This window comes from Ruegeria sp. BC3 (assembly GCF_056539265.1).
In genome coordinates this window covers 400,564-414,070 of record NZ_JBQFUP010000003.1, presented here as the reverse complement: position 1 = coordinate 414,070, position 13,507 = coordinate 400,564, and the positions used below count along the sequence as shown (strand labels likewise).

Below are 13,507 nucleotides of genomic sequence, written 5' to 3'. Positions count from 1 at the left end.
GGTCAGAGTGACTGTCGCAAGCCGCTCTCTTGATCCTTTGCCCTGCAAACGTCTATATGAGCGCCGAATACGCAAACATGATGACGAGGACGCACCATGGCAGGCCACTCCAAATGGGCCAATATCCAGCACCGCAAGGGACGTCAGGACGCCGCGCGGTCCAAACTGTTTTCCAAGCTGTCGAAAGAGATCACCGTCGCCGCCAAGATGGGCGACCCTGATCCCGACAAAAACCCGCGCTTGCGTCTGGCGGTGAAAGAGGCCAAGTCGAACTCGGTTCCGAAGGACGTGATCGACCGCGCGATCAAGAAATCGGTGGCGGGTGAAGGCGACGACTACGAAGAAATCCGGTACGAGGGTTACGGCCCGAACGGTGTCGCCGTGATCGTCGAGACGATGACCGACAACCGCAACCGCACCGCTTCGACCGTGCGCTCGACCTTTTCGAAGAATGGCGGGAACTTGGGTGAGACCGGCTCGGTCGGGTTCATGTTCGAACGCAAGGGCGAAGTCGTCTACCCGGCGACAGTCGGCGATGCGGACACTGTTTTCGAGGCGGCGATCGAGGCCGGTGCCGAAGATGTCGAAAGTTCGGACGAGGGTCACATCATCTGGTGTGCTGATACCGACCTGAACGAAGTGTCGAACGCGCTTGAAGCCGCCTTGGGCGAAACCGAATCCACCAAGCTGGTTTGGAAGCCCACCACGACGACCGAACTTGGTCTGGAAGATATGCAAAAGCTGATGAAGCTGGTTGATGCGCTGGAAGACGACGATGACGTTCAGCGCGTGACCACAAACTTCGAAGCGACAGATGAGGTCATGGCGCAACTCTGACACTTATCGCGATACGTGCTTGCAAAACCCGGCCTCTGGTCGGGTTTTTTGCATTGTGCACATAGGGTTCTTGGCCGGTAGCGCCGAACTGAGTATGCTGAAAAGACTGGATTATCCAACCCTGTGCGGCGAACACGCTGTGCAGAGCATGGAAGAACACGCAAGCGAGTGACGGACATCGCTCAGGATACGTCAAAAAGGAACGTCCCGGTCCTGGCCGGGCAAAGCATTTTGTCTCAGGTGGCCTGGACATTGGGCAGCCCGTCCGTCGTTTTGCCGTTTCTGGCGGTCTCGTTAGAGCTTCCGATGTTCATAGCCGGGGCATTGGTTTCGGTGCGTATGGTTGGCAGCATGATTTCTGACGTGTTTCTGGCGCAACCGATTGCTGCGCGGGAACGGAAGAAACGCGCAATCGCAATGACCGAAGTTGCCATTGGCGCTTGCCTCGTCATGGCCTTGGTGGTTGCCGCGACCGGCATCGTGCCGGTTATCGGTCTGGCTTTTGTGGCCGCATTCTTTCTGATCGGCCTGATCGAAGAGATCCAGTCACTTATGTATACCGACCTGCTTGGGGACCACGTGCATTCAAAATCGCGGATGGTCATGCACTACCTGCAGCTGGGCGTCGGTGGGCTGGTGGCGATTGGTATTGTACTGCTGGTGCATGAACTCACCAAGGAAAACCCACCGTTTTCACGACATTCTGCAATCATCGCCGTGTCTGTGACCTTTTTCGTCCTTTCCGGCCTGTCGATCCTAATGATGTCTGAGGATGCAGGGCCGCCCGAGGATAAGGCCGCATCTCAGCCCATTGGCAAGCGAAAGTTCGTCGAGAACTTCACCGATATCGCCGCCATGTTCGATGAGGCATGGTTCCGTCGTTACATGGTTATGCGGATGCCGCTTGTTGTAGTTTCCCTGGCCGTTCCCTTTTTTGCTCTGATCGCTGCTGAAGCTCATCACAGTTCGGCCAAGGGGCTGACGGCCATGATCGTGTCTTCGGCGTCGGGATATCTGATCTCTGCCCCGTTGTGGCAATTCGTGAACATGAAGTCACACCGGGCTGTCATGGTGGTCGGAAACCTGATGGTTGCGGTCACCGGGGGTGCGCTTTTGCTGGTGCATTTTTTGGGCATTGATCATGAAGTGCACCTGCATGCTGTTGCCTTGTTCATCGTGACGGTTGCCGTGACCGGGATCGGCAGCGCCAGAAAGCTGTATTTTCTGGACGTCGCGCCCAAGGACCAGCGGGTCAAAGGGGCGGCTGCCGTCAAAAGCATTTGCCGGATTTCAGGTGTGCTGTTCTCTGCCGCTCTTGCGGGAATTGCGCATATGCACGAGGTCGTTTGGGCGATCGCGTTCATCGTCGCCACCAGCCTTTTTGCGGCCATCAACTGCTATCGCGTGGTTCTGCCACATACAAAAACCGCCGTTCGGTCCTGAGTTGGCAACTCAGGTGTCGACAGGAAGAAGAGCCCTAGCCGCAGTGCGTTTGACCGCAGCGGTCAGAGGGGCAAGCGCTGCGGACAGGACCCGGCCAACTTGCCAGGTCAGCCTCACGTCCAGTGGCGCGTCTGGCAGAACAGGGCACAAGCGGCCATCCTCCAGCGCATCTTGCGCAAGGCCGACCGGGTTCATGCCCCATCCCAACCCGACAATTGCCGCTTCAACAAACCCTTGCGAAGAGGGTAGGAAATGCGATGGCGGGGATAGGTGCTGACCAGTTTGCCGGGTTAACCATGCCTTTTGCAAAGAGTCCTTGCGGTTGAACGTCAGGCAGGGCGCGCGGGACAATGTGTCGGCATTCACCCCATCAGCGAACCATTTGCTCATGAAATCCGGGTTGGCCGTGGGGACATACCGCATTGCACCCAGGGCGAGGGCGTCCGCGCCGGGGATTGTGTCTCCTCCGACTGTAATGGCGGCGCTGACCTCGCCGCGTCGCAGCCATTCTGCAGAGTGGTCCTGATCGTCGACGACGAGGTCGAACAGCAGGCCGTCGACTTGAGACATCGCGTCGATGAACCATGTCGCCAGAACGTCTGCCGGAACCGCGATGCGTACGCGGGCCGGGCCGCTCGTCTGATCCAGGGTCAGTTCGCGGGCGAGTTTTGCCTCAAGCAGCCCAATGTCCTCAGCGTGCTGCGCAACGCGTAAACCCAGCGGGGTGGCCGTGCACGGTGTTCCGCGGTTGATCAGGGCTGCGCCGACACGGTCTTCAAGCGCTTTGATCCGTTGAGAGACGGCTGATGGCGTCACCGACAGGTCCGACGCGGCGGCGTCAAAACTGCCGTGGCGCAGAATGGCGGACAATGCAGACAGGTGATTTGGGTCTAACAACATTAGTTCAGCTTAACTAGATTCAATATCTTTAATTTGATTGAAGGAAGTCGTGCGATTAGTCAACGCTGCAGAACGTCGGAGGTCTCATGCCCACATCCTTGATCGCAGGTTTCGTACTAGGCTTCAGCCTGATCCTGGCCATAGGTGCCCAAAATGCCTTTGTCCTGAGACAAGGCCTGCGACGTGAACATGTGTTCCCACTGTGCCTGACCTGCGCGGTGTCGGACGCCATCCTCATTGCTGCCGGGGTCGCTGGTTTCGGCACCTTGGCGCAGGCCTTGCCGTGGTTCGAGACTGTGATGCGCTACGGCGGCGCGATTTTTCTGACGTGGTATGGTCTGCGCAGTCTGAGTTCGGCCTGGCGCGGCGGTGCGGTGATGGAGATCAGCGAAGGCCAGCGTGCCAGCCTGCAATCGGTTCTGCTGACCGTTCTGGCCTTCACCTGGCTGAACCCGCATGTCTATCTGGATACGGTTGTCCTGATCGGATCGATCTCGGCCCAATATGAGGACCGTTTGGCCTTTGCCATTGGTGCCATGACGGCCAGCTTTGTGTTCTTCTTTTCGCTCGGTTACGGGGCGGGCGTTCTGTCACCGATTTTCAGACGTGCCAGGGCGTGGCAGGTTCTGGATCTACTGATTGGTCTGGTCATGCTGGCGATTGCTGTCAAACTTGTGTTGATGTGATGGGTTGCCTCTGTCGAGGTTTCGGTGTTCAACCCTTAACATGACAAGTTTGGCCGCCCAACATCGACCGCTGGCAGGCATGCTTTGGATGTTTGCGGCGGGCCTGTCCTTTGTGATCATGACCGCCCTGGTCAAGTCGCTTGGGCCAACCATGGACCCGATCCAGGCCGCATTTCTGAGATTTGCGTTTGGGTTGATCTTTTTGCTGCCTGCGCTTCGGCTGGTTCTGACCACGCACCTGACAAAGAGGCACTTGGTTTTGCTGGGCACGCGTGGCGTCGTTCATGCCTTTGCCGTCATGTTGTGGTTCTTTTCGATGACCCAGATCCCGTTGGCCGAAGTCACGGCGATGAACTACATGACACCGGTTTATGTCACCCTCGGAGCGGCTCTCTTTTTGGGAGAACCGCTTGCCTTCCGCCGGATTGCGGCGATTTTGGTGGCGTTGATCGGCGTTCTGATCATCCTGCGTCCGGGGTTTCGTGAGATTTCGCCCGGTCACATCACAATGTTGGGCACGGCCCTGACCTTGGGTGGGTCCTACCTGATAGCCAAAGTGCTGGTACGTGATCTGCCGCCTTCGGTCGTCGTAGCTCATATGTCAATTTGGGTGACCTTAGCTTTGATCCCATTCGCGATTGCTGTCTGGACCCCACCCAGCCTGCGCGACCTTGGCGTTTTGTTTCTTGTGGCAAGCTTTGCCACGATGGGTCACTATTTCATGACCCTGGCCCTGAAGGCCGCCCCGGTTGCGGTGACGCAGCCCGTTACGTTCCTGCAGCTGATCTGGGCCACATTGCTTGGGGCGTTGGTGTTCCACGAAAGTATCGACATCTGGGTTGTCGCGGGCGGAACCGTGATTCTGTTGGCGGTCAGCTTCATCGCCTGGCGAGAAGCGGTTTTGAACCGTAGCAACTTGACGACGCCCAGTATCGCGCCAAAACTGTGATCGCACGCGCGGCGCAAAACGTTATTGATTGACGAGTCAATAAAAACCCCTTAGCGTTTTCACAGTTTACGTAATGAGGGGATAGCGATGCCGAAACTCGGAATGGAGCCAATCCGTCGTGATGCGATCGTCAAGGCAACGATTGCCGAGCTCGGGTCGAAGAAATCCCTTGATGTGACAGTCAGCCAGATCGCCAAACGGGCAGGGATGTCCAGTGCGCTGGCACATCACTACTTCGGCGGCAAGGACCAGATCTTTCTGGCCGCCATGCGCCGTATCCTGTCCGATTTCGCTGACGAGGCCCGTGGTGAGCTAAAGAACGCTGCCCCACGCGAGCGTGCTCAGGCGATTATCCGGGCCTGTTTTGCTCCGTCCTGTTTTACACCGGATGTCATTGCAGCATGGATGACCTTCTATGTGCTGGCGCAGACAAACGATGATGCCCTGCGCCTGTGGCAAATCTATCAGGCGCGCATCCGGTCGAACCTGACCCATGCCCTGCGCCCCTTGCTCAGCGACCCCGAAGAGGCCGCTGTAAACATGATCGCCCTGATCGACGGGCTTTATATCCGCGCCGCACTCAGCGCCCCGGAAGAACCGCAGTTGGCGGTGAACCACGCCATGCGTGTCCTCAACACTCTGCTCGAGGCTGAAAAATGACAAAGCCGAATATTCTGATCCTGATGGTGGATCAGCTCAACGGGACCCTCTTTCCTGATGGTCCCGCCGAATGGCTTCACGCTCCCAATCTGAAAAAACTGGCCGAGCGGTCGACCCGGTTTGCCAACGCTTACACGGCCTCGCCGCTTTGCGCGCCGGGGCGGGCCAGTTTCATGTCCGGTCAGTTGCCCTCGCGCACGGGGGTCTATGACAACGCGGCCGAATTCCGTAGCGATATCCCCACCTATGCGCACCATCTGCGCCGTGCGGGCTACTACACCTGTTTGTCCGGCAAGATGCACTTTGTCGGCCCCGATCAGATGCATGGGTTCGAGGACCGTCTGACCACCGATATCTACCCGGCCGATTTCGGCTGGACGCCCGATTATCGAAAACCCGGTGAACGTATCGATTGGTGGTACCACAATATGGGCTCGGTCACGGGCGCAGGCGTGGCTGAGATTTCCAACCAGATGGAATACGATGACGAGGTCGCCTACAACGCCAAGGCCAAGCTGTATGATCTGGCCCGTGGCAAGGATGACCGTCCGTGGTGCGTGACCGTCAGCTTCACCCACCCGCATGACCCCTATGTGGCGCGTCGCAAATACTGGGACCTCTACGAAGACTGTGAGCACCTGCAGCCCGAGGTCGCGGACCTTGGCTATGACAATCAGGATCCACATTCGAAGCGTATCTTTGACGCCAATGACTGGCGCAGCTTTGACATCACCGAAGACGACGTCCGTAAATCCCGTCGCGCTTATTTCGCCAACATCTCGTATCTGGACGACAAGATTGGCGAAATCCTCGAAGTGCTGGAAACCACGCGGCAAGAGGCGATCATCATGTTTGTCTCGGACCACGGCGATATGCTGGGGGAACGCGGGTTGTGGTTCAAAATGAACTTCTACGAAGGCTCGGCTCGCGTGCCGTTGATGATCTCTGCGCCGGGGATGCCTGCGGGGCGGATCGATACGCCGGTCTCGACGATTGACGTCACGCCGACCCTGGGTGCGCTGGCCGGTGTCGATATGGCGGAGATCGCCCCATGGACGGATGGCGAAGACCTTGTGCCGCTTGCCAATGGTACCGAACGGACCGCTCCGGTCGCAATGGAATACGCTGCCGAGGCATCTTATGCGCCGCTGGTCTCGCTGCGCTATGGCAAATGGAAATACAACCGCTGCGCGTTGGACCCGGACCAGTTGTACGATCTGGACGCGGACCCGCACGAATTGGAAAACCTCGCCGACAAACCCGAACACGCAGGCACGCTGGAGACCTTGCGTGCCAAGTCCGAGGCGCGCTGGGATCTGGACCAGTTCGATGCCGACGTCCGCGCCAGCCAGGCCCGCCGTTGGGTCGTTTACGAAGCCTTGCGGCAAGGTGGTTATTACCCGTGGGATTACCAGCCGCTGCAAAAGGCATCCGAGCGCTACATGCGCAACCACATGGATCTGAATGTCGTCGAGGAAAACGCCCGCTTCCCGCGCGGTGAGTGACCTCTTCACCCTATTGAAGATACTCCCGCCGGAGGCGCCTTGAACGGGCTCGGCGGGTTTTGGAGACCTGAAAATGGAAGCAGATTTCGTCATCGTTGGCGCAGGATCCGCAGGATGCGCGATGGCTTATCGACTCAGCGAGGCCGGGGCCTCGGTTCTGGTGATCGAACATGGCGGCACTGATGCTGGCCCGTTCATCCAGATGCCAGCGGCGCTGAGCTACCCGATGAACATGCCGATGTATGACTGGGGTTACCGGTCCGAGCCCGAGCCGCACCTGAACAACCGCGAACTTGCCTGCCCGCGCGGCAAGGTGATCGGCGGCTCATCCTCGATCAATGGCATGGTCTACGTGCGCGGCCATGCGCGCGACTTTGACACCTGGGCCGAGATGGGCGCCGATGGTTGGTCTTATGCGGATGTGCTGCCCTACTACAAGCGCATGGAGACCTGGCACGACGGTGGCCACGGTGGCGACCCGACCTGGCGTGGTACCGATGGTCCGCTGCACGTGTCGCGTGGCCCGCGCGAAAACCCGCTGTTTCAGGCCTTTGTCGATGCCGGTCAGCAGGCTGGCTATGAGGTGACCGGAGACTATAATGGCGAGCAGCAGGAAGGCTTTGGCCCGATGGAGCAGACCGTCTGGAAAGGACGGCGCTGGTCGGCGGCAAATGCGTATCTGAAACCCGCGCTCAAGCGTGAAAATTGCGACATCGTGCGTGGGTTGGCCACAAAAGTGGTGATGGAGAACGGCCGCGCGACCGGGGTTGAGTTGATCCGTGGCGGCAAAGCAGAAATCATCAGCGCACGGCGCGAAGTTGTTCTGGCCGCGTCTTCCATCAACTCGCCCAAGTTGTTGATGTTGTCCGGCATCGGTCCCGCGGCCCATCTGGCAGAACACGGTATCGACGTCGTGGCCGACCGCCCCGGCGTGGGCGCAAATCTGCAAGACCATCTGGAATTGTACATCCAACAGGCGTCTTTGCAGCCGATCACGCTGTACAAACACTGGAACCTGATCAGCAAAGGCCTGATTGGTGCGCAATGGCTGTTCACCAAGACCGGTCTTGGTGCGTCGAACCAGTTCGAAAGCGCTGCGTTCATTCGGTCCAAGCCCGGTGTCGAATACCCGGACATTCAGTACCACTTCCTGCCAATCGCCGTCCGCTATGACGGTCAGGCGGCAGCAGAGGGTCATGGGTTCCAGGCCCATGTCGGCCCGATGCGTTCCCCTTCTCGGGGGGCCGTAACGCTGCGCTCGGCCAAGGCCGAAGATGCGCCGGTGATCCGGTTCAATTACATGAGCCACGAAGAGGATTGGGAGGATTTCCGAACCTGTATTCGCCTGACGCGCGAAATCTTTGGGCAAGACGCCTTTAAACCCTATGCCGGGAAAGAGATCCAACCAGGTGCAGACGTCCAATCCGACGAAGAGTTGAATGCCTTTATCGCCGAACACGCCGAAAGCGCCTATCACCCTTGCGGCACGTGCCGCATGGGCCGGTCAGACGACAAGAATGCCGTTGTCGACCCGCAGGGGCGGGTCATTGGTGTTGACGGGTTGCGCGTTGCAGACAGCTCGATCTTCCCGCAGATCACCAACGGCAACCTGAATGCTCCGTCGATCATGGTGGGCGAGAAGATGTCGGACCACCTGCTGGGCAAGGACGCCTTGCCGGCGGCCAACGACCGGCCTTGGATTCACCCGCAATGGGCGGTGGCACAACGCTAAATGAACGCCGGATTTGATCCGCGTCAAAGTGATGTGGGGGTGGGGCGTCTAGACTTGTATCGCAACGACATATTTTAGGAGCGAACAGGAATGTCCCACACCCCGCACGAACTGGCCCAAGAGTTTCCGGACAAGGTTGAGCTGATGAGCCAGCTCAAACAGTCGGATGCGCATTTTGCTCGGCTGGCGGACGAATACCACGAGATCAACCGCGAAGTTCATCGTGCCGAAACCAATGTCGAGCCGATGGAAGACTTGGCTGAAACTGAGCTGCGCAAGAAACGTGCAGCCCTGAAGGACGAGATCTGGGCGATCCTGTCAAAAGCCTGAGTTCTGGCGGGGGCTCTGCCCCCGTCGATTAAATCCCGCTTCTCCCGCATTTTTGCCTCCGGCAAAAGGTCAGGTGACCTCATAAGGCAGCGTACCTCTGGTATGGGCGTTGATCGTCAGGCGGCGTTCCAGCGGCGGGACCGAGCGTTGGTGACAGTTTTGCCGCTCGCAGATACGGCACGAGATACCAATGGGTTCGTACGCGCTGGCATTGTTGAAATCCAGATTGTCGGCATAAACCAGAGCCTCGGCATGGCGCACCTCACATCCCAACGCGATGGCATAACGGCGGACGGGGGCTCCGAACGAACCGCCGGACTTCGATACATCCCGTGCCAATGAGATATATTGCACCCCGTCAGGTGTTTCCGCCAATTGGCGCAGGAAGTGACCCGGTGTTTCAAACGCGCGATGAACGTTCCACAACGGGCATGCGCCGCCGAACCGGGCAAACTGCAAGCGCGTGGCAGAATGCCTTTTGGTGATCGTACCCGCCTGATCGACGCGGACGAAGAAAAACGGGATGCCTTTTGCCCCGGGGCGTTGCAGCGTTGACAGCCTGTGTGCCACCTGTTCGATGGAAGCTCCAAACCGGTTGCTGAGCAATTCCAGGTCATGACGATATTCCTGGGCCGCGGCCAGAAACTCGGCATAGGGCATCAAAGATGCACCTGCGAAGTAGTTCGCAAGCCCTATCTTAGCAATTGCGCGGGCCTCGTCGCTTTGGAATTTGGCAAAGTCCAGCGTTGCTTCCAGCAGCTTGTCCTGACTGATCAGAGCGACCTGCAGCAAAAGCTGAAACACTTGAGTTTGCGGTGTGGTCCGGGACGACAGCAGCAACGTCTTGTTCTCAGGGTCATATTTCCGCGTTTCCTCGATTTCGGGGAACTGAACCCGGATTCCACGTTCAGAGAGGCTGTCGAGCGCAGCAGCGCGTATGCCACCCGCATCGCTGGCGCGTCTTGCGAACCGTTCTGCAGCGCGATCGACCGCATCGATGTAGTTGTCGCAATAGTGAAAGAAGTCGCGGACTTCTTCCCAGGGGCTTGCTTGAATCTGGGCGTCCTCGCGCCCCAGTGCCTCGTCCAGCGATGCAAGGCGTTCATGCGTTTGGCGATATGTCCTGTGCAGCGCAATAAAGGCCCGCGCCAGCGCCGGTGCATTCGACGCAGTCAGGCGCAGATCAGCAAGCGGGGGAACGGCATCGTCAAAGACCGGGTCGGCTAAGGCCTCGCGCATGTCCGAGACCAGACGCTCGCTGTCGCCGGTGCTCAGTTCGGTCACGTCCATTCCGAATTCCTGCGCCAGCGCCAAAACAACCGTGGTCGAGATCGGCCGGTTGTTGTTCTCCATCTGGTTCAGATAGGGAAGGGACACGCCCAGTTTTGCAGCGAATTCCTTTTGGGTCAGAGACAGGCGCGTGCGCATTTCGCGCAGTTTCGCACCAGCATATAGCTTTTGAGTCGCCATGACGGGCCTTTGCAACTTTCCTATTTTGGCAAGCTAACTTTGCAAACCGCCCTAGGCAAGCTGAGTTACAGCCCCAGTTGTCGCTCTCGTCGGATGACGGACAGAATTGCGCAGACCGCCAGTCCTGCTGTCGCCAGCATCAGCCAGAGCAAAGGCATGGCCCCGGTTTCATGTGTCAGCAGAGTGCCGGCCAAAGCGCTGAGGCCCGCACCGCCGCCCAGCATGATGGCTCCGCTCAGGCCGGAGGCGGTAGCCGCCAGGTGAGGGCGTACGGACAGCGCGCCCGAGGTCGCATTGGGAATCGTCATCCCGTTGCCGACACCAACAAAAGTCATAAAGCCGAAAAAGCTGAGAGCCGTACCAAAGCCCGCCAGGAACAGAACAGCAGACATCGCCACGCCGCTTGCGTTTAGCCAACACCCCCAGAGCACCATCCGGTTCACGCCGAAACGGACCGAATAGCGACCGCTAACGAAGTTCCCGACAAAATAGCCGACGGCGGGCGCGCCAAAGTAGATGCCGACCTCGGCTGCACTCAGGCCGAACAGCTCGGTGCCGATGAAGGGGGCGCCGCCCAAATAGGCAAAGAACGCGCCTGAAGACAGGGCAGAGGACAGCGAATAGCCCCAGAACCGCGGCGATCGCAGCAATTCGGGGTATTCGCGAAATTGCTGGACCAGCGATTTACCGCTTTTGGCAGAGGTTTCTCCGAAATCCGAATAGGTCAGAAGCAGCGTCAGCATACCCAGTGCGAAAGGAAGCCAGAAGTTGGCCTTCCAGCCAAAACTCTCTTCCAACAGGCCTCCGATTGCCGGGCCAATCATGGGGACGACAGCCATGCCCATTGTGACATAGCCGATCATCGACGCTGCCTGATCCTGATCGTACATGTCCCGCACAGCGGCCCGGCTTAGGACCATGCCGACGACAACAACCGCCTGGCACATCCGGGAAGCCAGAAAGATCTCGATGTTAGGGGCGTATATGCAGCCCAGCGTGGCGATCAAAAAAAGCGCCAGCCCCCATAGTAGCACGGGACGCCGCCCTGCCTTGTCAGCAAGTGGACCGATCAGGATTTGCAGGACCGCGTTGACCAGAAGATACAAGGCAATCGACAACTGCATGACCTTGTAGTCTGCCTGGAAATGCAGGGCCATGTTTGGCAGGCTGGGAAGAAACAGGTTCAGGCTGAGCGCGGACAGGCCGGACAGCAAAACAAGGGTGCCAATGGTCGGTGGCGTGCGGTGCGCCGAAGAAGAACTAAACTGCATGGTTCATCTGTATAGTGAGCGCACAAAGGAATGCCATCCGTCTTGATCCTTCAGGGGTAAAATTTGCAGGTTTACAATATTCATCAGAGGGATTGGCAATAGTTTGCAAATTTGCGGAAAGGCGCTTTGGACTTTGCGCCGCAGCGTATAGTGTCGCGCCAAATTTTACAGGGGATCATCGCTATGAAAGACATCCTTTCCGAACTTGAAGACCGTCGCAACGACGCACGGCTGGGTGGCGGACAACGGCGCATCGACGCGCAGCATTCGCGCGGAAAACTGACGGCACGTGAACGGATCGAGCTGCTGCTGGATGAGGGCAGCTTTGAAGAGTTCGACATGTTCGTCAGCCACCGCTGTACCGATTTCGGGATGGAAAAACAAAAGCCTGCGGGCGACGGCGTTGTGACGGGATGGGGCACCATCAACGGCCGCATGGTCTATGTGTTCAGCCAGGATTTCACGGTGTTCGGCGGCTCGCTGTCGGAAACGCATGCGCAGAAAATCTGTAAGATTATGGATATGGCGGTCCAGAATGGTGCGCCTGTGATCGGCATCAACGACTCGGGTGGTGCGCGGATTCAGGAAGGCGTGGCATCGCTGGCGGGTTATGCGGAAGTGTTCCAACGCAACGTGACCGCCTCGGGCGTTGTTCCACAGATCAGCGTGATTATGGGCCCCTGCGCGGGTGGCGCGGTGTACAGCCCGGCGATGACGGATTTTATCTTCATGGTCAAAGACTCGTCGTACATGTTCGTGACCGGACCGGACGTGGTGAAGACAGTCACCAACGAAGTGGTCACCGCCGAGGAACTGGGCGGTGCGTCGACCCATACCAAGAAATCCTCGGTCGCCGATGCTGCGTTTGAAAACGATGTTGAGGCTCTGGCCGAGGTTCGCCGTCTGGTGGACTTCCTGCCGCTCAACAACAAGGAAAAACCTCCGGTTCGCCCGTTCTTTGACGAGCCTGACCGGGTCGAAGCATCGCTGGACACGCTTGTCCCCGATAACCCGAATACGCCCTACGACATGAAAGAGCTCATCACCAAAGTAGCGGATGAGGGCGACTTCTACGAAATCCAGGAAGACTTTGCCAAGAACATCATCACCGGGTTCATCCGGCTTGAAGGGCAGACGGTCGGAGTTGTGGCGAACCAGCCAATGGTTCTGGCCGGGTGTCTGGACATCGACAGTTCGCGCAAGGCCGCGCGGTTTGTGCGCTTCTGCGACTGCTTTGAAATCCCGATCCTGACGTTTGTGGATGTGCCTGGCTTCCTGCCTGGTACGCAGCAGGAATACAGCGGTGTTATCAAGCACGGGGCCAAGCTGCTTTACGCTTACGCAGAAGCGACCGTGCCAAAAGTCACCGTGATTACCCGCAAAGCCTATGGCGGTGCGTATGTGGTTATGGCTTCCAAGCACCTGCGCGGCGATTTCAACTATGCGTGGCCCACGGCGGAAATCGCGGTGATGGGCGCGAAAGGTGCGACCGAGATCATTCACCGTGCTGACCTGAACGATGCCGAAAAGACGGCGCAGCACCAGGCGGACTATGAAGATCGGTTTGCTAACCCGTTCGTCGCCGCCGAGCGTGGCTTTGTCGACGAGGTGATCATGCCGCAATCGACCCGCCGCCGTGTTTCGCGCGCGTTTGCCAGCCTGCGCAACAAACAGCTGAAAAACCCGTGGAAAAAGCACGACAATATTCCGCTGTAAACGGAAAC

At 58.3% G+C, this 13,507-nt stretch carries 12 protein-coding genes; 9 read left to right on the top strand and 3 right to left on the bottom strand.

What is annotated here, in order from left to right; genetic code table 11:
• The first annotated feature begins 96 nt into the window (after positions 1 to 96).
• Together ACR0MV_RS10965 and ACR0MV_RS10960 are read left to right on the top strand one after the other, a co-directional pair.
• Complete coding sequence (locus tag ACR0MV_RS10965) at positions 97 to 837, top strand: YebC/PmpR family DNA-binding transcriptional regulator (protein WP_170422863.1); 741 nt, start codon at positions 97 to 99, stop codon at positions 835 to 837.
• Positions 838 to 1,005: 168 nt separating this feature from the next.
• Complete coding sequence (locus ACR0MV_RS10960; protein WP_480702141.1) at positions 1,006 to 2,280, top strand: MFS transporter; 1,275 nt, start codon at positions 1,006 to 1,008, stop codon at positions 2,278 to 2,280.
• A gap of 9 nt (positions 2,281 to 2,289) precedes the next feature.
• On the opposite strand, the gene ACR0MV_RS10955 is transcribed toward ACR0MV_RS10960, so the two are convergent.
• Positions 2,290 to 3,180, bottom strand: a complete 891-nt coding sequence (locus ACR0MV_RS10955) for a LysR family transcriptional regulator ArgP (protein WP_480702140.1) — start codon at positions 3,178 to 3,180, stop codon at positions 2,290 to 2,292.
• A gap of 86 nt (positions 3,181 to 3,266) precedes the next feature.
• Between ACR0MV_RS10955 and ACR0MV_RS10950 the strand changes: the two genes are divergently transcribed.
• From ACR0MV_RS10950 to ACR0MV_RS10925, 6 genes are all read left to right on the top strand, one after another.
• Positions 3,267 to 3,866, top strand: a complete 600-nt coding sequence (locus ACR0MV_RS10950) for a LysE/ArgO family amino acid transporter (RefSeq protein WP_480702139.1) — start codon at positions 3,267 to 3,269, stop codon at positions 3,864 to 3,866.
• A 40-nt stretch (positions 3,867 to 3,906) separates the two neighbouring features.
• A complete protein-coding gene (locus ACR0MV_RS10945) occupies positions 3,907 to 4,815 on the top strand; it encodes a DMT family transporter (RefSeq protein ID WP_480702138.1) in 909 nt (302 codons plus the stop codon).
• 87 nt (positions 4,816 to 4,902) lie between these two features.
• Positions 4,903 to 5,475, top strand: a complete 573-nt coding sequence (gene betI / locus ACR0MV_RS10940; protein ID WP_170422853.1) for a choline-binding transcriptional repressor BetI — start codon at positions 4,903 to 4,905, stop codon at positions 5,473 to 5,475.
• On the top strand, positions 5,472 to 6,980 hold the full coding sequence (betC, locus tag ACR0MV_RS10935) for a choline-sulfatase (protein ID WP_480702137.1): 1,509 nt from the start codon (positions 5,472 to 5,474) through the stop codon (positions 6,978 to 6,980). Before betI ends, betC begins: the two co-directional genes overlap by 4 nt.
• A gap of 73 nt (positions 6,981 to 7,053) precedes the next feature.
• On the top strand, positions 7,054 to 8,712 hold the full coding sequence (betA, locus tag ACR0MV_RS10930; RefSeq protein WP_480702136.1) for a choline dehydrogenase: 1,659 nt from the start codon (positions 7,054 to 7,056) through the stop codon (positions 8,710 to 8,712).
• 90 nt (positions 8,713 to 8,802) lie between these two features.
• Positions 8,803 to 9,042: an HP1242/YdcH family protein gene (locus ACR0MV_RS10925; RefSeq protein ID WP_170422847.1), complete on the top strand. Its 240-nt coding sequence runs from the start codon at positions 8,803 to 8,805 to the stop codon at positions 9,040 to 9,042.
• Positions 9,043 to 9,111: 69 nt separating this feature from the next.
• Here the strand turns inward: ACR0MV_RS10925 and ACR0MV_RS10920 are convergent, their stop codons facing one another.
• The gene (locus ACR0MV_RS10920) at positions 9,112 to 10,512 is read right to left on the bottom strand and encodes a helix-turn-helix domain-containing protein (RefSeq protein WP_170422845.1); all 1,401 of its coding nucleotides are present in this window, start codon (positions 10,510 to 10,512) and stop codon (positions 9,112 to 9,114) included.
• 65 nt (positions 10,513 to 10,577) lie between these two features.
• Positions 10,578 to 11,783 (bottom strand): multidrug effflux MFS transporter, encoded by a 1,206-nt coding sequence (locus tag ACR0MV_RS10915; RefSeq protein ID WP_480702135.1) that lies wholly within the window; start codon positions 11,781 to 11,783, stop codon positions 10,578 to 10,580.
• A 183-nt stretch (positions 11,784 to 11,966) separates the two neighbouring features.
• Between ACR0MV_RS10915 and ACR0MV_RS10910 the strand changes: the two genes are divergently transcribed.
• Positions 11,967 to 13,499 carry an acyl-CoA carboxylase subunit beta gene (locus tag ACR0MV_RS10910; protein ID WP_170422840.1) on the top strand — a complete coding sequence of 511 codons (1,533 nt, stop codon included), beginning with the start codon at positions 11,967 to 11,969 and terminating at the stop codon, positions 13,497 to 13,499.
• Positions 13,500 to 13,507 lie beyond the last annotated feature (8 nt).

Excerpts from the sequence above, each read along its gene's own strand:
- ACR0MV_RS10910 (WP_170422840.1), top strand. The coding sequence starts at position 11,967 with ATGAAAGACATCCTTTCCGAACTTGAAGACCGTCGCAACGACGCACGG.
- betA (WP_480702136.1), top strand. The coding sequence starts at position 7,054 with ATGGAAGCAGATTTCGTCATCGTTGGCGCAGGATCCGCAGGATGCGCG.
- ACR0MV_RS10950 (WP_480702139.1), top strand. The coding sequence starts at position 3,267 with ATGCCCACATCCTTGATCGCAGGTTTCGTACTAGGCTTCAGCCTGATC.
- ACR0MV_RS10915 (WP_480702135.1), bottom strand. The coding sequence starts at position 11,783 with ATGCAGTTTAGTTCTTCTTCGGCGCACCGCACGCCACCGACCATTGGC.
- ACR0MV_RS10965 (WP_170422863.1), top strand. The coding sequence starts at position 97 with ATGGCAGGCCACTCCAAATGGGCCAATATCCAGCACCGCAAGGGACGT.
- betI (WP_170422853.1), top strand. The coding sequence starts at position 4,903 with ATGCCGAAACTCGGAATGGAGCCAATCCGTCGTGATGCGATCGTCAAG.
- ACR0MV_RS10955 (WP_480702140.1), bottom strand. The coding sequence starts at position 3,180 with ATGTTGTTAGACCCAAATCACCTGTCTGCATTGTCCGCCATTCTGCGC.
- betC (WP_480702137.1), top strand. The coding sequence starts at position 5,472 with ATGACAAAGCCGAATATTCTGATCCTGATGGTGGATCAGCTCAACGGG.
- ACR0MV_RS10925 (WP_170422847.1), top strand. The coding sequence starts at position 8,803 with ATGTCCCACACCCCGCACGAACTGGCCCAAGAGTTTCCGGACAAGGTT.
- ACR0MV_RS10945 (WP_480702138.1), top strand. The coding sequence starts at position 3,907 with ATGACAAGTTTGGCCGCCCAACATCGACCGCTGGCAGGCATGCTTTGG.
- ACR0MV_RS10920 (WP_170422845.1), bottom strand. The coding sequence starts at position 10,512 with ATGGCGACTCAAAAGCTATATGCTGGTGCGAAACTGCGCGAAATGCGC.